The following is a 23,002-nucleotide window of genomic DNA, read 5'->3' as shown; positions in this document are numbered from 1 at the left end:
TCTTCATGACAATCTCAAACATTTTTTCTGCACGAGATTGTCTTTATCCACCTCTTCATGACAATCTCAAACACTTTTTCTGCACGAGATTGTCTTTATCCACCTCTTCATGACAATCTCAAACACTTTTTCTACACGAGATTGTCTTCATCCACCTCTTCATGACAATCTCAAACACTTTTTCTACACGAGATTGTCTTTATCCACCTCTTCATGACAATCTCAAACATTTTTTCTGCACGAGATTGTCTTTATCCACCTCTTCATGACAATCTCAAACACTTTTTCTGCACGAGATTGTCTTTATCCACCTCTTCATGACAATCTCAAACACTTTTTCTACACGAGATTGTCTTTATCCACTCTTCATGACAATCTCAAACACTTTTTCTGCACGAGATTGTCTTTATCCACCTCATGGTGACTATTCTTCCATCTACAGCACAGCACTTTAACGCATTAACGCACAGCGGGTCAGACCCCTTCAAAAACCCCTTTTAGACCTCAAAACCCCAACTCCACTTCCTCTTTTTAGTACTAAGGAAACATTCCAAAGCTAAATCCGCTCCATTCTTTCACTTTCCTAACACGTTATACAGTACTTTGGGCCCACTCAAAACACCATTTGTCAACACCATCCGACAGCCTATACAATTCAGTTAACTTCGCATCACGAATCACATCCTCATCACCTTTCTTCATGCCTTAACAACTAGAATCTCGTAACAAGCACCAAACAAACCGAACCCAGGAGGTGAAATCCCGCTCAACTCTGCCCATCAACCTACTTCTAAGAAATACATAGTCTACTAAACAACTAACAGAACAGGAGAATGTACATGCGAAAGCTTAAACTGAAACCGTTCCTTATAGCAATCGTCGCGATTTTTATGCTTGCCACGTCCCTTTTTCAGGGCCAGGCACTTGGGGCAGCCACAAAATCTACAACTGCTAACGAACCTACCATCATCCACGATCAACTTGGAACAGGCGACTCAAAAATCACCCTCATTACAGGGGATGTTGTTCATGTAACCGCACTGCCAACTGGACAAAGTGTCATTAACGTAGAACCTGCTGAGAACAATGGGGATGGAATTCGCGTCATCACAGTCGGGGACGACACATATGTGTACCCGAATGCTGCGATGCCTTATCTGGCGGAAGGGAAGCTTGACCACAACCTTTTCAACATCACAAAACTAGTAGAATATCAGTTTGATGACAACAACAGCAACACCCTCCCTGTCATCGTCGAATACCAAGAAACGAAAGCAAAAGCAGCTTCCAAAAAAGCAGCGCCAAAAGGCGCAAAGAAACAGCGTGAGCTAAAAAGCATTAACGCTGCTGCTTTAGAAACAAACAAAGAAGAAGCAACAACTTTCTGGAATGATGTGCAATCAGAAAAGACAGATGCATCCAAACCAGAATCTGTACAACTTAACTACGCAATCGAAAAGATCTGGTTAGATGCTAAAGTCGAAGCTACTCTTCATCAAAGTGTGCCACAGATTGGCACTCACACAGCTTGGGAATCAGGTCTTACTGGGGAAGGCATCAAGGTGGCCGTTCTTGATAGCGGAATAGATCCGACACACCCTGACATTGCTCCGCAACTTGATGAAGCAATAAGTTTTGTACCTGGTGAAGAAGTTCAAGATAAAAACGGACACGGTACTCACGTAGCCTCTACTATTCTTGGAACTGGTGCTGCTTCTGACGGGCAACACAAAGGTGTAGCCCCGGATGCTAGATTACTAGTAGGAAAAGTACTTGGCGATAACGGGTCTGGTCTTGCCTCTTGGATCATCGAAGGAATGGAATGGGCAGCTCAAAATGCAGATGTTGTTAACATGAGTCTTGGAAGCTCTGTTGGTAGTGACGGAACGGATCCAATGGCGCAAGCGGTTAACACACTTACTGAAGAACACGGAACACTTTTCGTCATTGCAGCAGGTAATGCTGGTGCAGAAGGAAGTGTTGGTTCTCCTGGTGCAGCGGACGCAGCTCTTACTATTGGTGCTGTTGATAAAGCGGACAACCTTGCCTACTTCTCCTCCAAAGGACCTCGACTTGGGGACATGGCATTGAAACCTGACCTTTCCGCTCCTGGAGTAGGAATCATGGCCGCCCGCTCCCAATACGCCACAGGCTCTGGTTCTTACACAAGCAAAAACGGTACATCCATGGCTACACCTCACGTAGCAGGAGCAGTGGCCATTCTTTTACAACAAAATCCTGAGGCCACTCCTCAAGAATTAAAAGAAACACTGATGAATACAGCGAAAAAACTACCAAATTATCAGCCATACCATATCGGGACTGGACGCATTGATATAGTAAAAGCATTGAATACAGACATAAGAGCAACAGGCTCCGTTTCATTCGGTTTCTTCCAATGGCCGCATGATGAGGCAGCACCTGTAGAGAAAACAGTAACATACACAAATGAAAGCGACCAAGACATCACCCTTGACCTTGAAGCTACTTTTGCAGATGCAACTGGCAAGGCCGCTCCTGAGGGCATGTTGACTCTTGCTCAAACAACTGTCACTGTCCCAGCTAATGGAACTGCAGACGTCCAAGTAACAGTAGACCCTGCACACGGACAAAGCGGTCAACGCTACCAAGGCCATTTAACTGCCAGTGCAAATGGGGAAGCATTGGTCCACACAACGATGGCTACAATAAAAGAAGATGAAAGATACACACTAACATTGAATGCCACAGACCGTGATGGCTCACCTACCCTTGCATATGTGGTCATGTTCAACGAAAACATGCAACCAGAATCTATCGCAGTACCAGGAACAAGAGAACTTCGCTTGAAAAAAGGCACTTATTCTGTGATGTCCATGATGGATGTTGATGTGAATACAGACCACAGAGGGGTTGCTCTTGTCGGAGATCCGGAAGTAGTACTAGATGGACCGAAGACGGTGGAATTGGATGCAAGAAAAGCCAACGAAATCACAGTCAAGGTTCCTAAGAAAACAGAACCGATGTATCAGCGTATGGAATACTACCAGACGATGGGTAAAGGTACAGTACACAGTGTCTATCTGATGCCTGTATGGGTGGATAAACTTTATGCAACACCTACTAAAAAGACAACACTAGGCGAATTTGAATTTTTAACGCGTTGGCGCTTAATAAAGCCATACCTGACCATGAATTATAAAGGCAAAGAATTAGATGATATCGTGATGCCGGGAAGTACCCTTTTAGAAGGAAAGCATAATCTTGAGACTATATATGCGGGTGAAGGGGCACAAGCTGACTACGAAAGCTTGGATGCGAAAGGTAAGGCAGTTGTCATCAATCGCAGCAAAACAATCAGTGCGGCCGAGCAAGCTGCAGCGGCTGTTGCTGCCGGTGCAAAGCTATTAATCATTGCGAACTATGAAGATGTAGAATTTAATACATCAGTTGGAAATGTCCCTTTAACTGCTGCAGCAATAAGCAAATCAGAAGGAGATAACTTGATTAAAGCTGTTCGTTCCGGGAACGTGAAGTTGCAAGTCGAAGGAACAAAGGACTCTCCATACGTCTATGACTTGGATTATGTCCATCAAGAAAATGTTCCAGAGAAATTGGCATACGAGCCGAAAAATAATGAGCTTGCAGTAATTGAGACAAACTATAAATCCCACGTAGACACTGATGGTGGAGAATTCCGCTTTGATATGCGACCTTACACTAGACGTGCGATTGGATTCCAATACAAGATTTCCTTCCCTACTACAAGAACCGAATATGTTTCTGCCACCAAGGATACGTACTGGTATCACCAAGCAACAGTATTAGATGCAACTTGGCAGATCCGCCAGCCGCGTGTTGTTTATGAAGAAGGACAGAAATTGGAGGAAAACTGGTTCTCTCCAGTCGTTCGTCCAGCATTAGGAGAAGGCTACTGGGCACCTCGAGCACAAGGCAACTCCTTGCAAATCAATGTTCCGGCTTGGGCTGACGCAGGATCTGGGAATACAGGTGGAACAGATTATGATATTTCTGTTCAAAACCAAAAAACCAAACTATTCCATGGTGATACGCTTATTCGTGAAGGCGGAGGACAGGCTGTCAATGGCTTTGGCGTCCTGACGGATGAATATAAAGAGTTCCGCGTCGTAACAGAAGCGAAACGTGATGCAAACCGTTGGAATACATCTGTCCGCACCAATACAGAATGGATTTTCAAGGCGAAGAAAGATGATGAATTATGGCAATATGATCTTCCATTCCTAACGCTAAACTACCAAGTCGACACAGATGGAAATGGAAATGCACCATTGAACCCACCTACGGAACTTGTCATCTCTGTGGAAAAAGTAAAAGATGGGATCGGCTACGGAGAGGTAGAAGGTGCAACACTTGAAGTTTCTTTTGATGAAGGGGCAACATGGAAAGAAGTGAAGGTGAACCGTAATGAGGATATTTTCATCGCATCCATCAAAAACCCGAAATCAGCTAAAAGCGTGTCCCTCAGAACTTCTGCATGGGACGACCAAGGCAACAAAATCACACAAGAAATTATCAAAGCCTACGGTCTGCGCTAACAAATAAATGGAGCATGGAGCCTTCAATGGTCTCCATGCTCCACTATTTTTAAACAAACTGATTATTCCGCCTGAACTTATTGATCACAGGTCCTGCAAAGCTGTTCGCCTTATCCATATCATTCTTCTCCATATAATAATCAAACAGAACCACCGTATAATGCTCCACCAGTAACATATACCCCTTATCTTTAAAATAAGGGAATGCTTCCTTTTCCAAGTATTCATAATACTTCTCTGTTTGATTAGACAGGTAGAAATGATGCATCTTAAAAATGTGGATAAATGTTGAAGCGCTTGAGGCATAGGACAGATCCAACCCTTGTCCCACCAGGGCAAGAAGTTTTTCCCTTGAGGTCTTCCCTTCTTTCGTCAAGGCATTCACATAGCCTTCTAAGGAACCCAAATAATTGGGATGGCTCTTCTCTCTTGCATCCATTGATTTTTTATAAAAGTTGCTTGCCTTGTCATATTCCCCATTTCTTAAATACAGATAAGCCACATTATGGTATAGCATCGCTTTTTGATGTTCCAGCCCATAGTCTTCTGTCATTTCAATCAATCTATGATATTCCTGACTTAAGGTGGGATGGTCTTCTGATTGCTCAAGTTGGATGACCATGAGCATTTCTGATTCAATGATACGGGAGAAACTTCGTATTTTAGTAAAATACTGCAGTGCTTTGTTTGCATGGAAGAATGCGAGCACCCGCGAGTTAAGGGAATGGTATGCGAGAGCGAGATCATAATAGTATTCTTGGTTAGGGTAGTCTTCAAGATTAATTTCCTTTAAGCAGGCAAGTGCCTTCACATAGTTACTTTTATTTAATAAATGATAGATTCCATTTACATGCAAGAGCAGATTTTTCTCGTAAGGTGTCAAGTCCGTCCAGACCGACATTTCTTCGATTAAACTGTCAGCCTTCCTACCTTCCCCAACAAATAGATAATACCTTGTGAGGATAAGGGTGTATAAGCGGTAGAAATCCTGCATGTGCAATAAATTGAAGTCCTGGAGCTGGCGTTTGATGAATTCCACCCTCGGTTTAAGTTTTTTGACGATGGCATCCTGCCACTCTTTCAGCAGCTGTTCGATCTCCTTATAATTCTTCATCTCGGCTTCCATCTCGATTCCCAGCCGCTTGCATAAAAAATCGATGGTCTCACCCGATACCTCCGTCAGGCCACGCTCTATTTTACTGATGTGGGTACTGGAACAAATTCCATCTCCTAGATCCTTTTGCTTTAACCCCTGAAATTCACGATAAAATTTAATAATCTTACCTTCCAGCATGCTGTCATCCCCTGTGCTTTAGTTCTAATTTTTTCTTATCCTACCACAGTTTGCATGTAGGTGACAGACAGCTTCTCCCAATTGAAACAAGTCGGACATATGACTACTTCACCTATCCCTCTCCTTCATCATCCGACTCTTGCTTCATCAACGGCAATGCAAAACGAAACACCGTACCTACCCCGACCTCACTTTCCACTTCGATGGTCGTTGCATGTAAATCCATAATGGATTTCACAATGGACAGGCCAATTCCAATGCCGGTTTTCCCTGATCTGGCTTTGTCGGTTTTATAAAACCGTTCCCAGATGTGCTCGAGGTTCTCTTTCTTTATCCCCTCCCCATGATCCGTTATGCTTATCACCACTTCCTCTGACTTCCTTTCCAACATCACTTGAATGTTCTGTTGATGGGATGACACCTGGATGGCGTTTTGCAATAGATTGATAAGTGCCTGTTCAATTCTGTCCCTGTCAGCAACCACCATCATCTCTTGATTGTCCGGGATGAGCTGTATCTCCAATTTCTTATTGGCAAGATGAGGTTCAAGCTTTACCGCAATCAACTGCAGTTGTTTCGTCAAGTTATAAGAAGTGGGTTTTAGCGTAACTTGACCTGCCTCCAATTGCGACATATCAAGGGTATCATTGACAAGCTTGATGACTCGCTCTGTTTCATCCTTCATCAATAGGTAAAATTCTTTTCGTTGATCGGCTGGAATCGTATCATCCAACAAAGCAATCAAAAATCCTTTGATCGAAGTAAGGGGTGTCCTCAAATCATGGGAGACATTAGCAATGAACGCTTTTCTTGTTTCCTCCAAGGAATTCAGCTCTGCTGCCATATGATTGAAGCTTTCGCCAAGTTGCCCTATTTCGTCTTTAGAGGAAACCTGGACAGATTGTGAGAAGTCCCCTTTCGCATATTTTAAAGCGATCTCGTTCATATCCCTTAGCGGGGCAGTGATTCTTGCAGAAAGGAACCAGATGACGATGCCAGCGATGGCAATGGTGATGGCAAAGGTAAGTAAGATCATATACAAGACCTGCTGATAGGCGTGGCTTAGATCATGAAAGACCATGACCATGATCACTTGCCCCTCTATCGGGGAGGCGATCATATAACTCAAATCACCATTATTCCAGCCACCTTTTGCAACGTACTCCCCGGATATCGCTTTATCCAACAGACCCTTTCCAATCTCGCCTTGTTTAAAGGGCACATCCTTAAAGATCCTGTTCCCATCGACCTCAAACAGGAACACATAGAAGTCTTTTTCATCTAGATTTGGCTCAAGCGCCGCCATTGTCTCTTCTTCTGTCCAAGCAAACTCTTCGCTTGCTTTTAGCACCTTGGTAATCTGTTGTTGTTGATGTGTATACGTTTCTTCAAAGTCTTCATAAAGATCAACATGAAACAGATACAGGAAGATAAGTCCAAAAATGATAAACAAACTCGAGATGATAAGGGCATAGATAAAAAATAGTTTATAAAATATTTTATTCATTAACTTTCCCCTCGAATCGATAGCCTACACCACGGATAGTCGTGATGGACCAGGTGGAGCCATTAGAAGCTAGTTTGTCCCTGACCCGCTTGATATGGACATCAATCGTCCGCGGATCTCCATCAAAATCATAGCCCCAAACCTTGTCCAATAACTGTTGCTTAGATAGGACTTGATCATGATGATAGGCAAAATAATAGAGCAACTCCAGTTCCTTTGGGGCAAGCTTCACATCTTTGTTGCCGATGCGCAGCCTGAACTCTTGCAAGTTAAGCATAAAATCTTTTAAGTGAATGACATCCCTTTGCTGATTGGCAGGTGTCACCCTTCTTAAGGCAGCCTTTACCCTAGCGGACAATTCATTGGGATCAAAGGGTTTGACCATATAATCATCTGCCCCAAGCTCCAGTCCTTTTACGATATCGTAGCTTTCCCCTTTTCCCGTCAACATGATGATGGGAATGAGGGTGTCATCCAGACGGATCAGTTTGCAGACTTCCCAACCGTCCATTTCGGGCAACATGAGATCCAAAATGATACAATCGGGAGTTTCTCCATAATACAGTTCCAATGCTTCTTCGCCATTTATTGCCAGAATGGTTTCATATCCCTGTTTAGACATGTACATCTGGATGATGGCCCTTATATTACTATCATCTTCTACTATTAATATTTTCATGTTTCTTTCCTCTCTAATAGTACTACTTCCTCCATTATGCCAGTTAAATGTTAATAGTACGTTAACACAAAGATCGCCTTTTTCGTTAACATTTCATTAACATTCCCGTGCTATTCTTACATCGTTCCAATTCATTGTTAAAAAGCAATTAGAGAAAGAGGGTTCCTATGAAAAAGATAGCAAAATACGCATCCCATAAGAAAGGGGTCTGGGTGATTCTGCTTGCTTGGATCATCCTTACCGGAGCATTAAGTGCAGCACCTTCTGTCAATGACTACAAGGTCAACACGGGAGAGAATGATCTTCCTACAGAAGCGCAGTCCGTTGTGGCAAGTGAGAAATTCGATGCTTACTTTCCGGATGATAACGGGTTGTTCGCCTTATTGGTCTTTCATAACGAAGAGGGATGGAATACGGAAAATTCTACAGAAGTGGATGAAGTCAGCAAATGGATCCAGGATGATTCCAAGCTGGAAACCATTCAATCTGCCGTTCCATTCCATCAATTTCCCGAACAGGCGAAAAAAGATTTTTTATCTGAAGATGGGACAACACTTGTTCTCCCCCTGTTTTTAAAAGATAAACTGGAGATGGACGAGGTCCATGATACCGTTGAATCCATCGAAGAATTCACGGAAACTTCATTAACCAACGGAACGATGGTGATAACCGGGCCTGCGGGAATCGCTTCTGACACGATTGCCATATTTTCCAATGCCGATCTGGTTTTATTATTCTCCACCATCGCATTGGTCCTTATTTTACTGATTGTCATCTATCGTTCCCCATTGCTTGCGATCATCCCGTTGGTGGCTGTTGCATTTGTCTATCAGGTTGTGGATCGTGTTCTTGGACTTTTATCGAAAAATGACGTGTTCACGGTGGAAGCTCAATCCATCTCCATTGTGATGATCCTCTTATTCGGGGCGACCGTGGACTACAGCCTTTTTGTTTTTTCCAGATTCCGTGAAGAATTAAGGAAGCAAGAAGATAAACATGAAGCCATGCGAAAAGCAGTTCGTGGAATAGCTGAGCCTCTCATTTTCTCAGGCGGAACTGTTTTTGCTGCCATGCTTGTATTATTATTGGCAGACTATGGGCCTTACAATAGCTTTGCACCTGTATTCACCATTACCATTGCCATTGTATTAATAGCAGGACTTACCTTGATTCCGGCACTATTCACCATTTTCGGCCGCAGGGCATTCTGGCCTTTCGTCCCTAAAGTAGGGGAAGAAACATTAGAGAAGAATCGCTTCTGGGGGAAAGTAGGCGGATTCGTTACCAAAAAACCTATTCTTGCAGGAGGGCTTGTACTAGTCTTTTTACTTTTAAACGCTTCTCAATTGTTCAACGCCAACTATTCCTATAATATCATCCAGTCTTTCCCGGAGGAGATGAAATCCAGGATTGGTTTTGAACAACTAGAGGAAAAATTCCCAGCAGGTGAGCTGGCTCCTGTAAATGTGTTGGTGGAAAAAGAGATCGGCTTCGCGTTTTCTAATAGGGAGCTGGATGCAATAGAAAGATTGAACGAGAGTTTCCTTAACATGAAGGGAGTTTCCAGTACCACTCTTCCTGAAAAAGATATGATGGCAACAGGCGGCAGGGAAGGAAGCCGCATACTGAGTGAAGATGGAAAGGCATTGAAGTTTGATATTATTTTAACGATGAACCCATATGAAGCAGAAGCGATGGACATTCTAGACCAACTGACCGAATCAAAGCAAGAGATTTTAAGGGAAAGCGGTCTTGATGCAAACGATTATGACATATATTTCGCCGGGGAAACCGCTACTTCCGCGGATATCCGTTCCACTAATGACCGTGATACCATGCTAATAGTGGTTGCTGTCACCATTGTCATTTTCGGGATGTTGATCTTCCATACACGTTCATTGGTGGCACCGGTTTACATGATGACAACCATATTGCTATCATACGCCTCGGCACTTGGCTTAAGCTGGTTCATTTTTGATACAATCTTTGGATTTGAGGGGATGAGCTATCGCATCCCACTTTACGCATTCGTTTTCCTTGTGGCTCTTGGGGTCGATTATAATATTATGCTTATCTCACGAATCAAGGAGGAAAATCGCTCCTTCTCCACAAAAGAAGCGACAAGACGAGGTGTGGCGTTGACAGGAGGGGTCATCTCTTCCGCCGGTATCATTCTTGCGGCTACATTCGGCGTATTGATGACACAACCTATTCTGGAGCTATTTATGTTTGGCTTTATCGTTTGTATCGGAATACTGCTGGATGCCTTTCTCATCCGAGGCATGCTAGTACCGGCAATCGTTACTTTATTGAAGGATTGGAACTGGTGGCCTTCAAAAGTCATAGAACAAAAGAGTCAAAAGGAGAGAGAATAAATGAATAGAACCAAACTGTTAATCCGTTTTTCTGCGCTTTATGCAGTAATTGGCGTCTTCATAGGAGGGCACATGGCAGGGGCTGGATCTTACGCATTTCGTGCCATCCATGCCCACATCCTTGTGGTCGGCTGGCTTTCCTTGTTTGCTTTTGCTGTCTTTTATGCCTTGTTTGCCATCCCGAAAACATCTAAACTTGCCACTTTCCATGTGTGGACGGCAATCATCGGGAGCTTTGGACTCACAGCAGGAATGTGGATGTATTTTTTAAAACCTGAAGCACTGCCAGAGACATTCACCCTTATTTTCTATATTGTCGGCGGGACAATTCTAATGATCAGCTTCATTTTATTTGCGCTCCTGACATTCGTTTTTGGAAAAGTGATAAAAGACAAGTAAAGGACGGTCCCCCGCCACAAGTTGTCGGGGGACTTTCCTCTTTCCATTATGTCAGATGTACATGGACATTTCCGCCGCTTTCTCATGGTTCTTATTTTTTATGTAATGCGTGAAGAGGACCTTTCCATATCGCTTCATCAAGGCTACATGCTTTCCTGAATGGAATTGAGGCAGCGCTACTGTTTCCATGAACTGATAGTAGGCTTCATAGTTTTCTTCCAAACGATACTTTAATAGCATAAACAAGGTCTTATGCAAAGTATTGTTACTCAATTTTGCGTCTGTCAGCCCTTCTTTTATTTTCCTGAGCAAGAACCGCTTTTTCCCGAAGTTCCCTTCGATGTTACAGTCGATATAGTTATATAGGCGTATGAGATAACTATTCGATTTCTCTTCTGCAAGGGCCAATGCCTCTTTAAAGTAGTGCAATGCCACATCATATAACTTCCTGTTGTAATATTCATATCCTAGATTATTCAACAACAATCCCTTGTTTTCGGTAAGCCCATATTGCTCACAGTTATTGATCAGGTTATTGTATCTATCCACGATAAAATCGAAATCACTGTAGATGTCGCTGCTCAATTGCAAAAGCATCATCGCCTCCGCCCTATTTGCCTGAAGAAAATTATTTGACTCCTTAAAGTATTTAAGTGCCTTCTCGATATAGTAATATGACAATACTTTGGAATCAATCAAAAAGTAAGCCGTCGCAAGGTGATAATAATATTCCTTGTTTCCGTATTCCTTTAGATTGATTTGATTAAGAACACTTATCGCTTTCTGGTGATCTTCATTATTGGATGACCCCAAGTAATAAATCCCTTTTATATGAAGATAGAGATTACAATCAAAAGGCATCTTATCTATATACTCTTTCTCTACCCACTTGATCAAACCCTCAGCTTCGGCTAATTTATTGTGATGCAGATAGTACCTAGCCATCAACAGATGGTAACGGGCAGCATACTTTGAGACCTGCACTACCTTTGATTTACCTAGTTCCTTCTTCAGTTCCTCTATCTTGGTCTTTCTGCGCAAGATCAGGGCATTGTGCCATTCTTGTAAAAGTCTTTTTACCTCTTGGAGATAAGCCAATTCTTCCTGAATATTTATATTTAATCTTTCGGATAAAAGTGAAATGATTTCATCCGAGTAAGCCGTTTTCCCCCGCTCGATTTTACTTACATGGGTTGTCGTACATATACCTTCCCCAAGCTGGGATTGTGTCAACCCTGTACGTACCCGATAAAATCTAATAATTTCCCCCACTACCATAACAATCTCTCCTTTAATAACTAAGCTATTGCCCCTGTTATTAAAGAATTATAGAAAGGTCAGGAAATACCTCTTGGGGTTATTTTTCGGGAAATAAGTCCTAAAAACGACGTTTTTCTACTCTTTTACTATCTATAAAGGTCGAAAAAAAATTTACAATAGGTGAAAAGAAGGAAAAGCAGAGAAGTGAATTGGGAAATTCACAGTAGCATAGGATGCAAAAAGAACCGGTAGGAGTCCATACATAAGGAGCCCACCGGTTCTATTTATACTTCCTGTACGGACAAATACTTCTTCAAGGTCTGTTGCAACGTTCCATGCGTTTCTGCATACTGATGGAAAGAAACTCCCATGCTGACAATCTCACGAACAAGCTCTGCCCGCAAGCCTGTCAGTACCGCCTTGCACCCCATCATCGAAACGCCAGTAAGAATATCTTCAAACTTTGAGATGACATTTTCCTCCATGGTAGTGACACCAGAAAGATCTAGGACAAGGGTCTGTAGCTTTAAGTCGGAGATTTCCAACAAAGCCTTCTCTTCGATGATCCTAATGCGATAGTCATCCACATGACCGATCAAAGGCAACACTGCAACGGTAGGACTGACAGGGATGATGGGAACAGATAGGTGCTCCACCAGCTTTCTTTGAGAATTAAGCAATTCATCCTTGTAATGGGAATAGCTCAGGAAAAAACTATTTAAGAAGTAATCGATATTATTATTTATTTTTTTCTCCATTTCAAAAAAGTCTTCCGGTGCGAGATATGTTCCTCTTTCCTCAATATATCTATGTAAGAATTTCCAGAGTGTCCTCCTGATCGCCTGCACCCATTCCAGCTTAAACGATAAGGTGAGAGAATGTTTTGCCCAGGCTACCCCTTCTTGTTCAGCAAACTCGATAACCTCTGATTCTTTTTGCTCTACCACTCGTTGAATCAAGGTTTGAGCATTTTTAAGAAGATCGATATTTCCCTTTTGCAAAATATCATTGATTTTGGATGCGACATTTACAGCCTCTGATAACAGAATTGCCTCAAACTCATCCTTATGTTCCTTAAGAAAATCGGTTACCTCTCCATTGCTGATAAATTTCACACTCATTTCATTATCCCCTTTACATGTATTTACTTTCTACTTCTAGATAAAAAAGAGGAATCCTCCTTTATTCGACAAAAACAGGGAAAGAAGTACTTAAAAAACTCCTTCCCTTGTTCTTTATTTCTTAGCATCCAGGACTATTGTATCACTTCTTCGCTTTTTTCACACCTTGATAAATATCTGAGATTGAAGAAAGGAGAAATATCAGTACCGCCACCCAGAAAATATGATGGAGCTGGTGTGTAAAGCCAAACAGCTCTTGCAAATAGTCAAAAAATGCTGGGTTGAACACGGCTAAATTGCTGAAAACGAGAAGGAATACAGCAAGTGACACCACATGGACACCTACATTGGCAATAACAAGTTTCATGGTCCATTGCCCAAGTTTCCATTTATACGCTACCAATCCTAGCTCCAATAGAATCACCAACATTACAAGTGGCCAGAAGGAAATCAATTGGGCCTGATTGAAAAGTGGCGTCACAAGTGTCAGCCCCTCTTCTCCTTTTTCATAGATTCCAAGCAGTCTATTTGCATTGAAGTAACCGGCTACCCAAATGACCGTCCAGATTATACTGCCGAACAATTCCACCTTTGTAATTGCTCTTTCTTTGGGAATATATGGAACATCTTTCAGATCTTCTGGAGTCCATTCTTTCCAGTTTGATGTAATCGGGTTGGTTTTATTGGATGTATCGTATCTTTCTACAATTGCAAACGTAAGCGTTATCCAGAAAAATGTCTGCATCCCAGCGCTTATGCTATTCCAGACTCCATCCCCAATCATACCCAATAGGACCGGGATCACTTCCCCTTCTCCACTGTAAGAGAATATGCCGACAAAAGTCACCACGCAAAACGAAATGATCATCGCAAGTGGAATGATCAACCTCAACAAACTCACATATACATCAAAGTAACGCGGCCCTATTAAATGCATCGGCTTATCTAGATATCCGCTAGCAAGTTTAGCCGGATGCCCAAGTTCAGAAAGTACCGTTTTGATATCTTCCTCTTGATAATCATCAGGCAACATATCCTCTATCGTTGATCGCAGTTCCAGTCCAATATCTTCCCGTTGGCGTTCAGGCAGCCTTCTTGTCACCTCTTGAACATATAGCTCAATTAGTTTCATTCTTTCTCATTCTCCTCTCTTAATAGAATCGCCAGTTCCTTAGTTGTTTTCTCCCATTCCTTTTTCAACTTCTCAAGAATTTCTGTTCCATATTCACTTAAAACATAATATCTCCGTGGCCTGCTTTCCGTTTTATCCCAGCTGCTCGTGACCAGTTCCTGCTTTTCCAAACGCCTGAGCAACGGATAAAGTGTGCTTTGCTCGATAGTGATTCCACTATGTTCAAGCAATTGGACAAGCGAATATCCATACTGAGGAGTCCTCAACTGACTTAACACCGCCAGGGTCAAGGTCCCCCTCCTCAATTCCGTCGTTAACGTCTGCAACAACCCATCGCCCATCTGCTCACCTCTTTTTTATACTATATGTCGTACAGTATGGTTTATACTATGTATCATACAGTATGGAAGTGAGGAAAGTCTAGCCATTTTTTTGATAGGTGCGTTTACACCACTTTTTCTTAGGCGCATATACTATGTAATTAATACTTCTAGGAGGTTGCACTATGTTTTATCCCTACCATCCTTACTTTTACCGCCAAACTGCTGATACCTACGGGGCAAAAGGTGCCCTGAATGCGGCATCATTAACTCTTCCTGACATACTTACCTATGCGTTACAGGACGAATACCTTGCTCAGGCACGCTACAACAGGATCCTTGGAACATACGGCTATATCCGTACATTTGCAAGGATCCAAGAGGCCGAACTACGACACATCAGTGCCCTGTTACCCTTATTCCAACAATATCAAGTCCCTATTCCGCAAGACATCTCCCCTCAATTCGTTACCACACCGCCATCTATACAGGATGCCTATGCAGCAGGAGTGGAAGGCGAAATCGAGAATATTGGCATGTATGATAAATTCCTCGCTTTAAACATTCCAAATGATGTGAGACTCGTTTTTACCAGGTTACGAGATGCCTCGGTCAATCACTTGGCTGCTTTCGAAAGAGGTCTTGCGAGGTAACCGCAAAGGGACAGGATACGTTTCCTGTCCCCTGTACTAAGTATTCTTTTCTTAAGAAAGGCGTAATTCCACTAACCGTTTCATCCCCCTCCATTAAAGGGAATAAACTACTATTACTTTATCTGGAGGGGTAGCATGTGGATTAAACACCCGTTCTTTAAATACGCAACAGGTATCATTCTAGTATTATTAATCATTCTTCTATTAAGCGAAGTGCAGTTTATCGTTAACCCAATAATCCGTTTCACCACAACCTTGTTTTTCCCTATTCTATTTGCGGGCTTTCTATTTTATATCTTAAAGCCTTTGGTGAATCTTTTGGCAAAGTTTAAGTATGTGCCAAGGACCTTGGCTATCATTCTTGTATTTTCAGCTATTATCGGAGGCGCGATAGTAGGCGGATTTTCCGTTGGAGGGAAAATCGAGGAGCAGGTCGTACAGTTTGCGGAGGACTTTCCAGCTTTTCTAGAAAAAAATGAAAAACAGACAAAGGAACTGATTGATGACAATAACTTTGGCCTCATCTCTTATGAGGAAGCTAAACAGAGAGGGCTGGCTTTTTTAAAGGATCAATCCCAGCGCATTGGTGAGAACATATCCACCATCATTTCTTCCATCACCAACTTTGTCACCGTCCTTGTTGTCGTCCCTTTCATCCTGTTCTATTTTCTAAAAGATGGTCATAAACTCTTGCCATTTATATTGAAAATGTTGCCTAACAAACACCATAACGAAGGGAAAAGATTATTGATCGATATTGATAAGACTTTATCGACCTACATTGTAGGGCAAATGCTTGTGGCATTGGTCAACGGTTTTCTAATGTACATAGGCTATCTCATCATCGGCTTGGATTATGCCTTAGTGTTGGCACTATTCATCGTGATTACCGCCATCGTTCCTATAATTGGCCCTGCACTAGGCATACTACCCGCAGTGATAATAGGGTTAATGACAGATCCAATCATGGTCGTGAAAATATTGATACTGCTTACAATCGTGCAACAGATTGAAGGAAATCTCGTGTCGCCGCAGATTATTGGAAACAAACTGTCCATTCACCCTTTGACAGTCATTCTACTTCTTCTTGCAGCAGGCAAGCTGTATGGATTTATCGGAATCCTGTTGGCTGTTCCGGTGTATTCTGTGTTGAAAGTCGTGACGAAGAATCTGTATGAGGTTTATCGGTTGCGGAGGGCGTAGAACAACATTAATTTAAAAGGGGGATCAGCCATTAGAATTGATCCCCCTTTTCTCTGTCTAACATTTGATTCTTCCTCGTTTCTTCTAATTCTCATTCATATGGAGTACTATTCCCTCTCTTCCCCTGATGGATTGTCATCTTTAAAATTGGAAACTTGTTCCTCAATCTGTCACAATAAAAAAGGAACTTACTTGTCTTAAAAACGTACAATTATCACATACACCTTTTAAAGGAGACCTACAGTAAATGGAACAAGCACCAAATTCAAATTTAAAGAAGTTCATCTCCCTCATCCTGTCAACCAACATCCCGAAACTCGCACTAACACTCGGGTTAGTCGGCAGCCTTATCACAACACTGGTCGGATTGACCATCCCCTTACTGACCCAGCAGCTGGTCGACGGATTTTCCATGGAAGCACTCAGTGTCGGTCTGATTATTGCAATTGCTGCCGTTTTTATTGTCCAAGCAGTCATAGACGGACTATCCACCTATTCCCTTGCCTATGTCGGCCAACGAATTGTTGCCGGCCTTCGAGAGAGAATGTGGTTCAAATTGATCCGCCTGCCTGTTAGTTATTTTGATAAAAAAACAAGCGGGGAATCTGTCAGCCGTGTGGTCAATGACACAGGGATTGTGAAAGACTTGATTTCTCAACACTTTCCCCAGTTCATCACTGGAATCATTACCATTATCGGGGCAGTCACCATCCTCTTCATCATGGATTGGAAAATGACCTTACTTATGCTGATTTCTGTTCCTGTAACGACTTTAGTCATGATACCGCTTGGTACGAGAATGGCGAAAATTTCGCGTGGCATGCAAGATGAAACAGCTAATTTTACCGGAAGCGTACAGCAGACATTAAGTGAAATCCGCCTCATGAAAGCATCCAATGCAGAAATGGCAGAGGAAGCAAAGGGCCAGTCCGGCATCCATAAGCTTTTGACATTTGGGCTTAGAGAGGCACGCATCTTTGCCATCATTGGACCGCTTATGTATATGGTTGTCATGCTTGTCATCGTTGTGATCATCGGTTATGGTGGAATTCGAGTCGCAGAAGGAACGATGTCAACCGGAGCACTTGTGGCATTCCTACTTTACCTGTTTCAAATCATTTTTCCGATTACATCGTTTACGATGTTCTTCACCCAGTTACAAAAAGCGAAAGGTGCGACGGAACGAATCATTGGCATTTTAGAAATAGAGGATGAGCCAGGACAAGAGGGGGCAGAGGTGGATATCACCAATCAGCCTGTTTTTGTTAAAAGTGTATCTTTTGGTTATAACGAAGACGAGCCTATCTTGCGCAATGTCTCATTTGATGTAGAACCTGGCATGATGGTGGCCTTTGCAGGACCGAGCGGTGGCGGGAAGAGTACTCTTTTCGGATTACTTGAACGTTTTTATGAGCCCACAGACGGGGAAATCTTCGTAGGTGCTTTGCCAATCCGTTCGTTATCCATGAAATCCTGGCGCCAACAGATCGGTTATGTCTCACAAGACAGCCCGATGATGGCTGGAACCATCCGGGATAACTTAACATATGGATTGGAAAATAAAGAGGTTTTGACAGATGATCGCTTATGGGAAGTGGCCAAGATGGCTTATGCCGACCAGTTCATTCAAGAGTTTCCAAAAGGACTCGATACAGAGGTGGGCGAACGAGGTGTCATGCTCTCAGGCGGACAGCGCCAGCGAATTGCGATTGCAAGGGCCTTTTTGCGCGATCCTAAGATTTTGATGATGGACGAAGCGACAGCAAGTCTAGACAGTCAGTCAGAAGGAATTGTACAGCAAGCGTTGACAAGGCTGATGGAAGGCCGTACCACCTTTGTGATTGCCCATCGATTGTCTACCATTGTGAATGCGGATAAGATAATCTTCATTGAAAAAGGGGAGATCACCGGAATGGGAACTCATCAGGAGTTGGTTGGCTCGCATAAGTTATATCGGGAATTTGCGGAGCAGCAGCTAACGTAAAATGGGGGTTACTTAGATTGGAACGAAGATGGTCAAGGGCTCACCACCCTTGACCATTTTTAATGGAAAATATGCTCTAGTTCGATATGAAAGTCTTCAAAAATCCTTGAGGTAATCGGACCCTGGTCGGTCTTTATAGCGTGTTGTTCGTATACATCTTCTTTATTAAGAGAGTAGATTGTAATAGAGTTTAGCATTGGATTTACGATCCAATACTCCCTGACACCATATTTCATGTAAAGATTTAGCTTTGTTATAAGATCATGTGATTGGTTGGAGGGACTAAGGATTTCAACAATCAAATCAGGGACACCAACATATTTAGTTTCAGTAAATCCACTTGTATCACACATAATAGCCATGTCTGGAATGACAATTTTTGTTCCTTCCAAGCCTTCTTTGGACAACTCAATATCATAGGGAGCAGCAAACACTTCACAGTTTGTAGATTTTTCGTTGAGATAATTACTGAATTTCACCAAAATCCGTCCTGATACTCTTTGATGTTTGGTAGACGGAGATGGGGACATGAAGACAGAACCATCTATATATTCGTACAGATGGTCACTTGATTCGCGGATTTCATAATATTTTTCTAGGGGGACAAATGACTCTTTTGATAGTGACATGGGATCACCTCTGTTATCATTTTAGGATTATTATATCACCTTTGGTGGAATTGGGTGGATTCAATCCCGCGCTTTAGGCATTGAGATATCCTTTTTATAACAGTTCAGTCCTGCATTGTTTAAAATCCGTATCAAATCCCCCATAGTTCATGCCAATCCTTGGTCACGTCCCACAATACGTCCGATACCCAGCCGTAACCCTCGCACCAGGCGCCACACAATAATCTTCCTGTTCACCAGAATAAGCAAATGGATTTTGCAGTACCTTCACCAAATTTTCCATCACTCCATAATTCCCATGCTCCACAGCCGCTTCCAACGCTGCTTCCACCCGGTGGTTCCGTGCAATAATAGAAGGATTGCTTTTCTGCATCAGTTCCCGAACAGCTTCCGCCCCATCAGACTGTCTTCCCAATCGCTCCTGCCACAACGAATGCCACTCTTGAAACTCCGGTTTTCCACCAAGTTCCCCCAACGTCAATTCACGGAACGTATTCGTAAAGTCCGCTTTGTTCTCCTTCATCACATCAAGTAATCCCTGCACCAATTCCTCATCTGAATCTTCTTCACCAAACAATCCTAACTTCGAACGCATCCCTGCCAGCCAATGTCCTTTATACAAATCAGAAAACGTATAAAGCTCCTCTTGCGCCAACTCGACCGCACGTTTTTGATCCTGATCAAACAACGGCAACAAAGCTTCCGCAAACCTTGCCAAGTTCCAGCCCCCGATTTTCGGCTGATTTTCATATGAATAACGACCTTGCACATCAATGGAGCTAAATACGGTAGCCGGGTCGTACACATCCATAAATGCACACGGGCCATAGTCAATGGTTTCCCCGCTGATCGTCATGTTATCTGTGTTCATCACCCCATGGATAAAGCCTACCAGCTCCCATTTAGCAATCAGCTCCGCTTGGCGTTCCAGCACCTTTCTGAAAAAGCCAAGATAATCGCCAGCTTCCAATTCAGGGTAGTGACGTTTCATTGCATAATCAGCCAAAGCATGCAGTTTTTCCATATCACCCCACTGAGCAGCAAACTGAAATGTTCCAAAACGGAGATGACTGGATGCTACGCGGGTCATGATCGCTCCAGGCAATAGACGTTCACGCAACACCCGTTCACCGGTTGTGACCACTGCCAAGCTACGTGTAGTAGGTATTCCCAACCCATGCATCGCCTCACTGATGATATATTCCCGCAGCATCGGCCCTAAAGTAGCACGCCCATCCCCACCTCGGGAATATGGAGTCCGTCCTGAACCTTTTAATTGAATATCAACCCGTTCACCGTTCGGGGTCATTTGCTCGCCTACCAATATAGCACGCCCATCCCCAAGCATGGTGAAATTACCAAACTGATGTCCTGCATAAGCTTGAGCAATACCAGAACCACCATCAGGGACCTTGTTGCCAGCCAACACCTCTACCCCAGAGCCTTCTTTCAAAGCTTCCGCACTTAATCCGAGATCATTGGCCACTGATTCATTTAGGACGACTAACTTCGCCGATTCCACAGGATTTGTCTTGATCTCCGAAAAAAATAATTCTGGCAATGATTCATAGCTATTATCGAAATTCCAACCTATTTCGTTCGTAGTCTTCATCGAATCCCCTTCCTATCATCTGTCTGGTTCTTATTTTTATTATACCCTTTATGCCACCTATATAAATAAAATCAGACTTTCCAAAAGAGAGTTCCTATTTCGCATCTGAGGAAAATAATGTTAAAATAAACCCCAAACACCGTAACATATAAGGAGAATATCCATGAACAAAACCTGCAAAGATACCCGTGTCATTCGAACCAGCCGGGTATTTCCGAACGATATTAATAACCATAACACCCTTTTTGGAGGGAAATTGCTATCAGATGTGGACATGCTTGCCTCTATTTCGGCAGCCCGTTTGTGCCGTTGCGAATGTGTGACAGCCTCTATGGACTCGGTTGACTTCCTCTCACCCATCCGGCCAACCGATGCCGTTATCTTTGAATCATTTGTCACATGGACCGGAAATTCATCCATGGAAGTCTTCGTGAAAGTAACTGCTGAAGATCTTACAAAAGGAACGAAAAACATTGCCGCAACTGCTTTCTTAACGTTCGTAGCCCTTGATGATCAAGGCAAGCCGGCACAAGTCCCTTCCATCACTCCAGAAACAGAAGAAGAGATGTACCTGAACAAAACTGGAGAAGATCGGGCAAAAGCTCGACGCAATAGAAGACGGGAAAGTAAAGCGTTGGCTTCCAAGCTGACAAGTGAATTTAACACAGAAAAATAAAGGAGAGAATGCCGCGTATGTGGCACTCTCCCTCTATTCGGCGATAACCGCTGCATGTGTCACGTCCCCGGCTCCCTGGTTTCTTTTATCTAGCGTGATTCTGGCAGTGGTTCCTTTGTTTAATTCACTCTCATATTCGAGTTTGCCATGGTGATTTTTAATGATTTTATTTGTAACAAGCAGGCCCAAGCCCGTTCCTTTTTCTTTTGTCGTGAAAAATGGCTTCCCGAGCTCCTGAAGTTTCTCAGGAGAAATGCCGACGCCTTGATCTTCGAATTCGACAAATACAGATTTAGCTGTCTCCCTCAGCCGAATGGTGACCACTCCACCACGTGGCATAGCTTCAAAAGCATTTTTCAAAAGGTTGATGAAGACTTGTTTCATCTCGCTTTCCACACAAGCAAGCATCAGCGATTCATGTACTTCGAGCTTGACTTCTATATTCAGGATCAATGCTTGGGAGTCCAAGAGGAACACCACGTTCTTTAACACTTCAACCATGTCCACATTGTTCATGAATTTAGCTTGCGGCTTTGCCAACACTAACATTTCATTTGATATCAGTTCAATCCGCTCGAGCTCACTTGCCATAATCGCATAGTACTCAGGGTTTGCCCCGCCTTGTATTTGGATTAGCTGCAGAAACCCTTTTAACGAAGTGAGCGGATTCCGTATTTCATGGGCTACTCCTGCAGCCAACTGTCCTACCGCCGTCAATTTTTCTGAATTGACAAGTGCCTCTTCGGATTCCCTCCGCTCGGAAATATCCCTGGAGGTACTGATGATTTTGTTTAATTGGCCATATTCATCGAGTACAGGCTTTGCCACCGTTTCAAGCCAAATCTGCCTCCCATCCTTTGCTACCACGCGAAATTCTTTACTTAATGATGGTTCGGGATAATTGTTTTCCCCATGGTATCCTCTAATAGTGTCGATATCTTCCGGACTGATGAACTGGGTAAAATCATTTCCAATTATCTCACTTTGGCTATACCCAAGAATATCAGTCACAGCAGGATTTACGTATTGCACCACACCCTCTGGAGAAGACATGGCAATGATGTCCTTGGCATGTTCCGAAATAAGCTGATACATGCTCTCAAGTTCCTGCTTTCTCAAAAAGGTGAAGGCCGTCACCGCATGCTTGCTCATCAAAATCGAAAGACGGATATCCATTTCAGTCGGGGTATATGGATAAGGATGGTAGATGGCGAAAGTTCCATAGATCTTCTCCCGATAATAGATGGGGATCGACCATACAGCGCGTACTCCAGCATTGTTTGCAAGATCGAGGAATGGCACCCATGCCTTGTCTTTATGTATATCTTCACAGACAACTATACGTTTTTCCTTCGCTGCTATCCCACATCCTCCGACCCCCAAGGGAAGATTCTTTACTTTTTCCACATATATATCGGGAAACGACTCATACCCAGGACCTGGACTTAAGCTTTGCTTAGCCTCATCAAATATCATCGTTGTCACGATGGCATCTTCCGAGAGCATCACCTGCAACTCCTCCACCAAACGCGAAAGAATCTTTTCCACTGTATCATCATTTTCAAAAGGGTTTTTATGCAAAAGTTCATTCAACATAGTATG

17 protein-coding genes are annotated in these 23,002 nt (G+C 43.0%); 7 read left to right on the top strand and 10 right to left on the bottom strand.

Annotation, left to right across the window (positions count from 1 at the left end):
- Window positions 1-839 precede the first annotated feature (839 nt).
- Window positions 840-4,556 carry a S8 family serine peptidase gene (locus EKQ44_RS18185; RefSeq protein ID WP_237664968.1) on the top strand — a complete coding sequence of 1,239 codons (3,717 nt, stop codon included), beginning with the start codon at window positions 840-842 and terminating at the stop codon, window positions 4,554-4,556.
- A gap of 49 nt (window positions 4,557-4,605) precedes the next feature.
- On the opposite strand, the gene EKQ44_RS18180 is transcribed toward EKQ44_RS18185, so the two are convergent.
- The 3 genes from EKQ44_RS18180 to EKQ44_RS18170 all read right to left on the bottom strand — a co-directional run bounded on the left by EKQ44_RS18180 (window position 4,606) and on the right by EKQ44_RS18170 (window position 8,036).
- Window positions 4,606-5,850, bottom strand: a complete 1,245-nt coding sequence (locus tag EKQ44_RS18180) for a helix-turn-helix domain-containing protein (protein WP_237664967.1) — start codon at window positions 5,848-5,850, stop codon at window positions 4,606-4,608.
- A 112-nt stretch (window positions 5,851-5,962) separates the two neighbouring features.
- A complete protein-coding gene (locus EKQ44_RS18175; RefSeq protein ID WP_237664966.1) occupies window positions 5,963-7,357 on the bottom strand; it encodes a sensor histidine kinase in 1,395 nt (464 codons plus the stop codon).
- Window positions 7,350-8,036, bottom strand: a complete 687-nt coding sequence (locus tag EKQ44_RS18170; protein ID WP_237664965.1) for a response regulator transcription factor — start codon at window positions 8,034-8,036, stop codon at window positions 7,350-7,352. The genes EKQ44_RS18175 and EKQ44_RS18170 overlap by 8 nt, the downstream gene beginning before the upstream one ends.
- A 167-nt stretch (window positions 8,037-8,203) precedes the next feature.
- Here EKQ44_RS18170 and EKQ44_RS18165 point away from each other — a divergent pair, with 167 nt between their 5' ends.
- A complete protein-coding gene (locus EKQ44_RS18165) occupies window positions 8,204-10,411 on the top strand; it encodes an MMPL family transporter (protein ID WP_237664964.1) in 2,208 nt (735 codons plus the stop codon).
- Window positions 10,412-10,810, top strand: coding sequence for a hypothetical protein (locus tag EKQ44_RS18160; protein WP_237664963.1), 399 nt, complete (start codon window positions 10,412-10,414; stop codon window positions 10,808-10,810).
- A 51-nt stretch (window positions 10,811-10,861) separates the two neighbouring features.
- Here EKQ44_RS18160 and EKQ44_RS18155 read toward each other — a convergent pair whose 3' ends face one another.
- From EKQ44_RS18155 to EKQ44_RS18140, 4 genes are all read right to left on the bottom strand, one after another.
- Complete coding sequence (locus EKQ44_RS18155; RefSeq protein WP_237664962.1) at window positions 10,862-12,088, bottom strand: helix-turn-helix domain-containing protein; 1,227 nt, start codon at window positions 12,086-12,088, stop codon at window positions 10,862-10,864.
- A 266-nt stretch (window positions 12,089-12,354) separates the two neighbouring features.
- A complete protein-coding gene (locus EKQ44_RS18150) occupies window positions 12,355-13,191 on the bottom strand; it encodes an STAS domain-containing protein (RefSeq protein ID WP_237664961.1) in 837 nt (278 codons plus the stop codon).
- A 142-nt stretch (window positions 13,192-13,333) separates the two neighbouring features.
- Window positions 13,334-14,323, bottom strand: coding sequence for an HAAS signaling domain-containing protein (locus EKQ44_RS18145; RefSeq protein ID WP_237664960.1), 990 nt, complete (start codon window positions 14,321-14,323; stop codon window positions 13,334-13,336).
- The gene (locus EKQ44_RS18140) at window positions 14,320-14,664 is read right to left on the bottom strand and encodes a PadR family transcriptional regulator (RefSeq protein WP_237664959.1); all 345 of its coding nucleotides are present in this window, start codon (window positions 14,662-14,664) and stop codon (window positions 14,320-14,322) included. Before EKQ44_RS18140 ends, EKQ44_RS18145 begins: the two co-directional genes overlap by 4 nt.
- Before the next feature lie 164 nt (window positions 14,665-14,828).
- Here EKQ44_RS18140 and EKQ44_RS18135 point away from each other — a divergent pair, with 164 nt between their 5' ends.
- The 3 genes from EKQ44_RS18135 to EKQ44_RS18125 all read left to right on the top strand — a co-directional run bounded on the left by EKQ44_RS18135 (window position 14,829) and on the right by EKQ44_RS18125 (window position 18,483).
- Window positions 14,829-15,296, top strand: coding sequence for a ferritin-like domain-containing protein (locus tag EKQ44_RS18135; RefSeq protein ID WP_331254671.1), 468 nt, complete (start codon window positions 14,829-14,831; stop codon window positions 15,294-15,296).
- A gap of 135 nt (window positions 15,297-15,431) precedes the next feature.
- The gene (locus EKQ44_RS18130) at window positions 15,432-16,499 is read left to right on the top strand and encodes an AI-2E family transporter (protein ID WP_237664958.1); all 1,068 of its coding nucleotides are present in this window, start codon (window positions 15,432-15,434) and stop codon (window positions 16,497-16,499) included.
- Window positions 16,500-16,746: 247 nt separating this feature from the next.
- Window positions 16,747-18,483 carry an ABC transporter ATP-binding protein gene (locus EKQ44_RS18125; protein WP_237664957.1) on the top strand — a complete coding sequence of 579 codons (1,737 nt, stop codon included), beginning with the start codon at window positions 16,747-16,749 and terminating at the stop codon, window positions 18,481-18,483.
- A gap of 59 nt (window positions 18,484-18,542) precedes the next feature.
- Here EKQ44_RS18125 and EKQ44_RS18120 read toward each other — a convergent pair whose 3' ends face one another.
- Both EKQ44_RS18120 and EKQ44_RS18115 read right to left on the bottom strand, forming a co-directional pair.
- Window positions 18,543-19,112, bottom strand: coding sequence for a Uma2 family endonuclease (locus EKQ44_RS18120; protein ID WP_237664956.1), 570 nt, complete (start codon window positions 19,110-19,112; stop codon window positions 18,543-18,545).
- Window positions 19,113-19,275: 163 nt separating this feature from the next.
- Complete coding sequence (locus EKQ44_RS18115) at window positions 19,276-20,724, bottom strand: protein adenylyltransferase SelO (RefSeq protein WP_237664955.1); 1,449 nt, start codon at window positions 20,722-20,724, stop codon at window positions 19,276-19,278.
- A 163-nt stretch (window positions 20,725-20,887) separates the two neighbouring features.
- Here EKQ44_RS18115 and EKQ44_RS18110 point away from each other — a divergent pair, with 163 nt between their 5' ends.
- Window positions 20,888-21,400 (top strand): acyl-CoA thioesterase, encoded by a 513-nt coding sequence (locus tag EKQ44_RS18110; protein ID WP_237664954.1) that lies wholly within the window; start codon window positions 20,888-20,890, stop codon window positions 21,398-21,400.
- 33 nt (window positions 21,401-21,433) lie between these two features.
- Here EKQ44_RS18110 and EKQ44_RS18105 read toward each other — a convergent pair whose 3' ends face one another.
- Window positions 21,434-22,996, bottom strand: coding sequence for a PAS domain S-box protein (locus EKQ44_RS18105; RefSeq protein ID WP_237664953.1), 1,563 nt, complete (start codon window positions 22,994-22,996; stop codon window positions 21,434-21,436).
- Window positions 22,997-23,002 lie beyond the last annotated feature (6 nt).

The sequence above is a fragment of the Sutcliffiella horikoshii genome (genome assembly GCF_021991925.1).
Taxonomy (GTDB): Bacteria; Bacillota; Bacilli; order Bacillales; family Bacillaceae_I; genus Sutcliffiella_A; species Sutcliffiella_A horikoshii_F.
The sequence above is the reverse complement of the archived record's forward strand: the minus strand, read 5'-3'. Positions and strand labels throughout refer to the sequence as shown.

Excerpts from the sequence above, each read along its gene's own strand:
- EKQ44_RS18185 (WP_237664968.1), top strand. The coding sequence starts at position 840 with ATGCGAAAGCTTAAACTGAAACCGTTCCTTATAGCAATCGTCGCGATT.
- EKQ44_RS18180 (WP_237664967.1), bottom strand. The coding sequence starts at position 5,850 with ATGCTGGAAGGTAAGATTATTAAATTTTATCGTGAATTTCAGGGGTTA.
- EKQ44_RS18175 (WP_237664966.1), bottom strand. The coding sequence starts at position 7,357 with ATGAATAAAATATTTTATAAACTATTTTTTATCTATGCCCTTATCATC.
- EKQ44_RS18170 (WP_237664965.1), bottom strand. The coding sequence starts at position 8,036 with ATGAAAATATTAATAGTAGAAGATGATAGTAATATAAGGGCCATCATC.
- EKQ44_RS18165 (WP_237664964.1), top strand. The coding sequence starts at position 8,204 with ATGAAAAAGATAGCAAAATACGCATCCCATAAGAAAGGGGTCTGGGTG.
- EKQ44_RS18160 (WP_237664963.1), top strand. The coding sequence starts at position 10,412 with ATGAATAGAACCAAACTGTTAATCCGTTTTTCTGCGCTTTATGCAGTA.
- EKQ44_RS18155 (WP_237664962.1), bottom strand. The coding sequence starts at position 12,088 with ATGGTAGTGGGGGAAATTATTAGATTTTATCGGGTACGTACAGGGTTG.
- EKQ44_RS18150 (WP_237664961.1), bottom strand. The coding sequence starts at position 13,191 with ATGAGTGTGAAATTTATCAGCAATGGAGAGGTAACCGATTTTCTTAAG.
- EKQ44_RS18145 (WP_237664960.1), bottom strand. The coding sequence starts at position 14,323 with ATGAAACTAATTGAGCTATATGTTCAAGAGGTGACAAGAAGGCTGCCT.
- EKQ44_RS18140 (WP_237664959.1), bottom strand. The coding sequence starts at position 14,664 with ATGGGCGATGGGTTGTTGCAGACGTTAACGACGGAATTGAGGAGGGGG.
- EKQ44_RS18135 (WP_331254671.1), top strand. The coding sequence starts at position 14,829 with ATGTTTTATCCCTACCATCCTTACTTTTACCGCCAAACTGCTGATACC.
- EKQ44_RS18130 (WP_237664958.1), top strand. The coding sequence starts at position 15,432 with ATGTGGATTAAACACCCGTTCTTTAAATACGCAACAGGTATCATTCTA.
- EKQ44_RS18125 (WP_237664957.1), top strand. The coding sequence starts at position 16,747 with ATGGAACAAGCACCAAATTCAAATTTAAAGAAGTTCATCTCCCTCATC.
- EKQ44_RS18120 (WP_237664956.1), bottom strand. The coding sequence starts at position 19,112 with ATGTCACTATCAAAAGAGTCATTTGTCCCCCTAGAAAAATATTATGAA.
- EKQ44_RS18115 (WP_237664955.1), bottom strand. The coding sequence starts at position 20,724 with ATGAAGACTACGAACGAAATAGGTTGGAATTTCGATAATAGCTATGAA.
- EKQ44_RS18110 (WP_237664954.1), top strand. The coding sequence starts at position 20,888 with ATGAACAAAACCTGCAAAGATACCCGTGTCATTCGAACCAGCCGGGTA.
- EKQ44_RS18105 (WP_237664953.1), bottom strand. The coding sequence starts at position 22,996 with ATGTTGAATGAACTTTTGCATAAAAACCCTTTTGAAAATGATGATACA.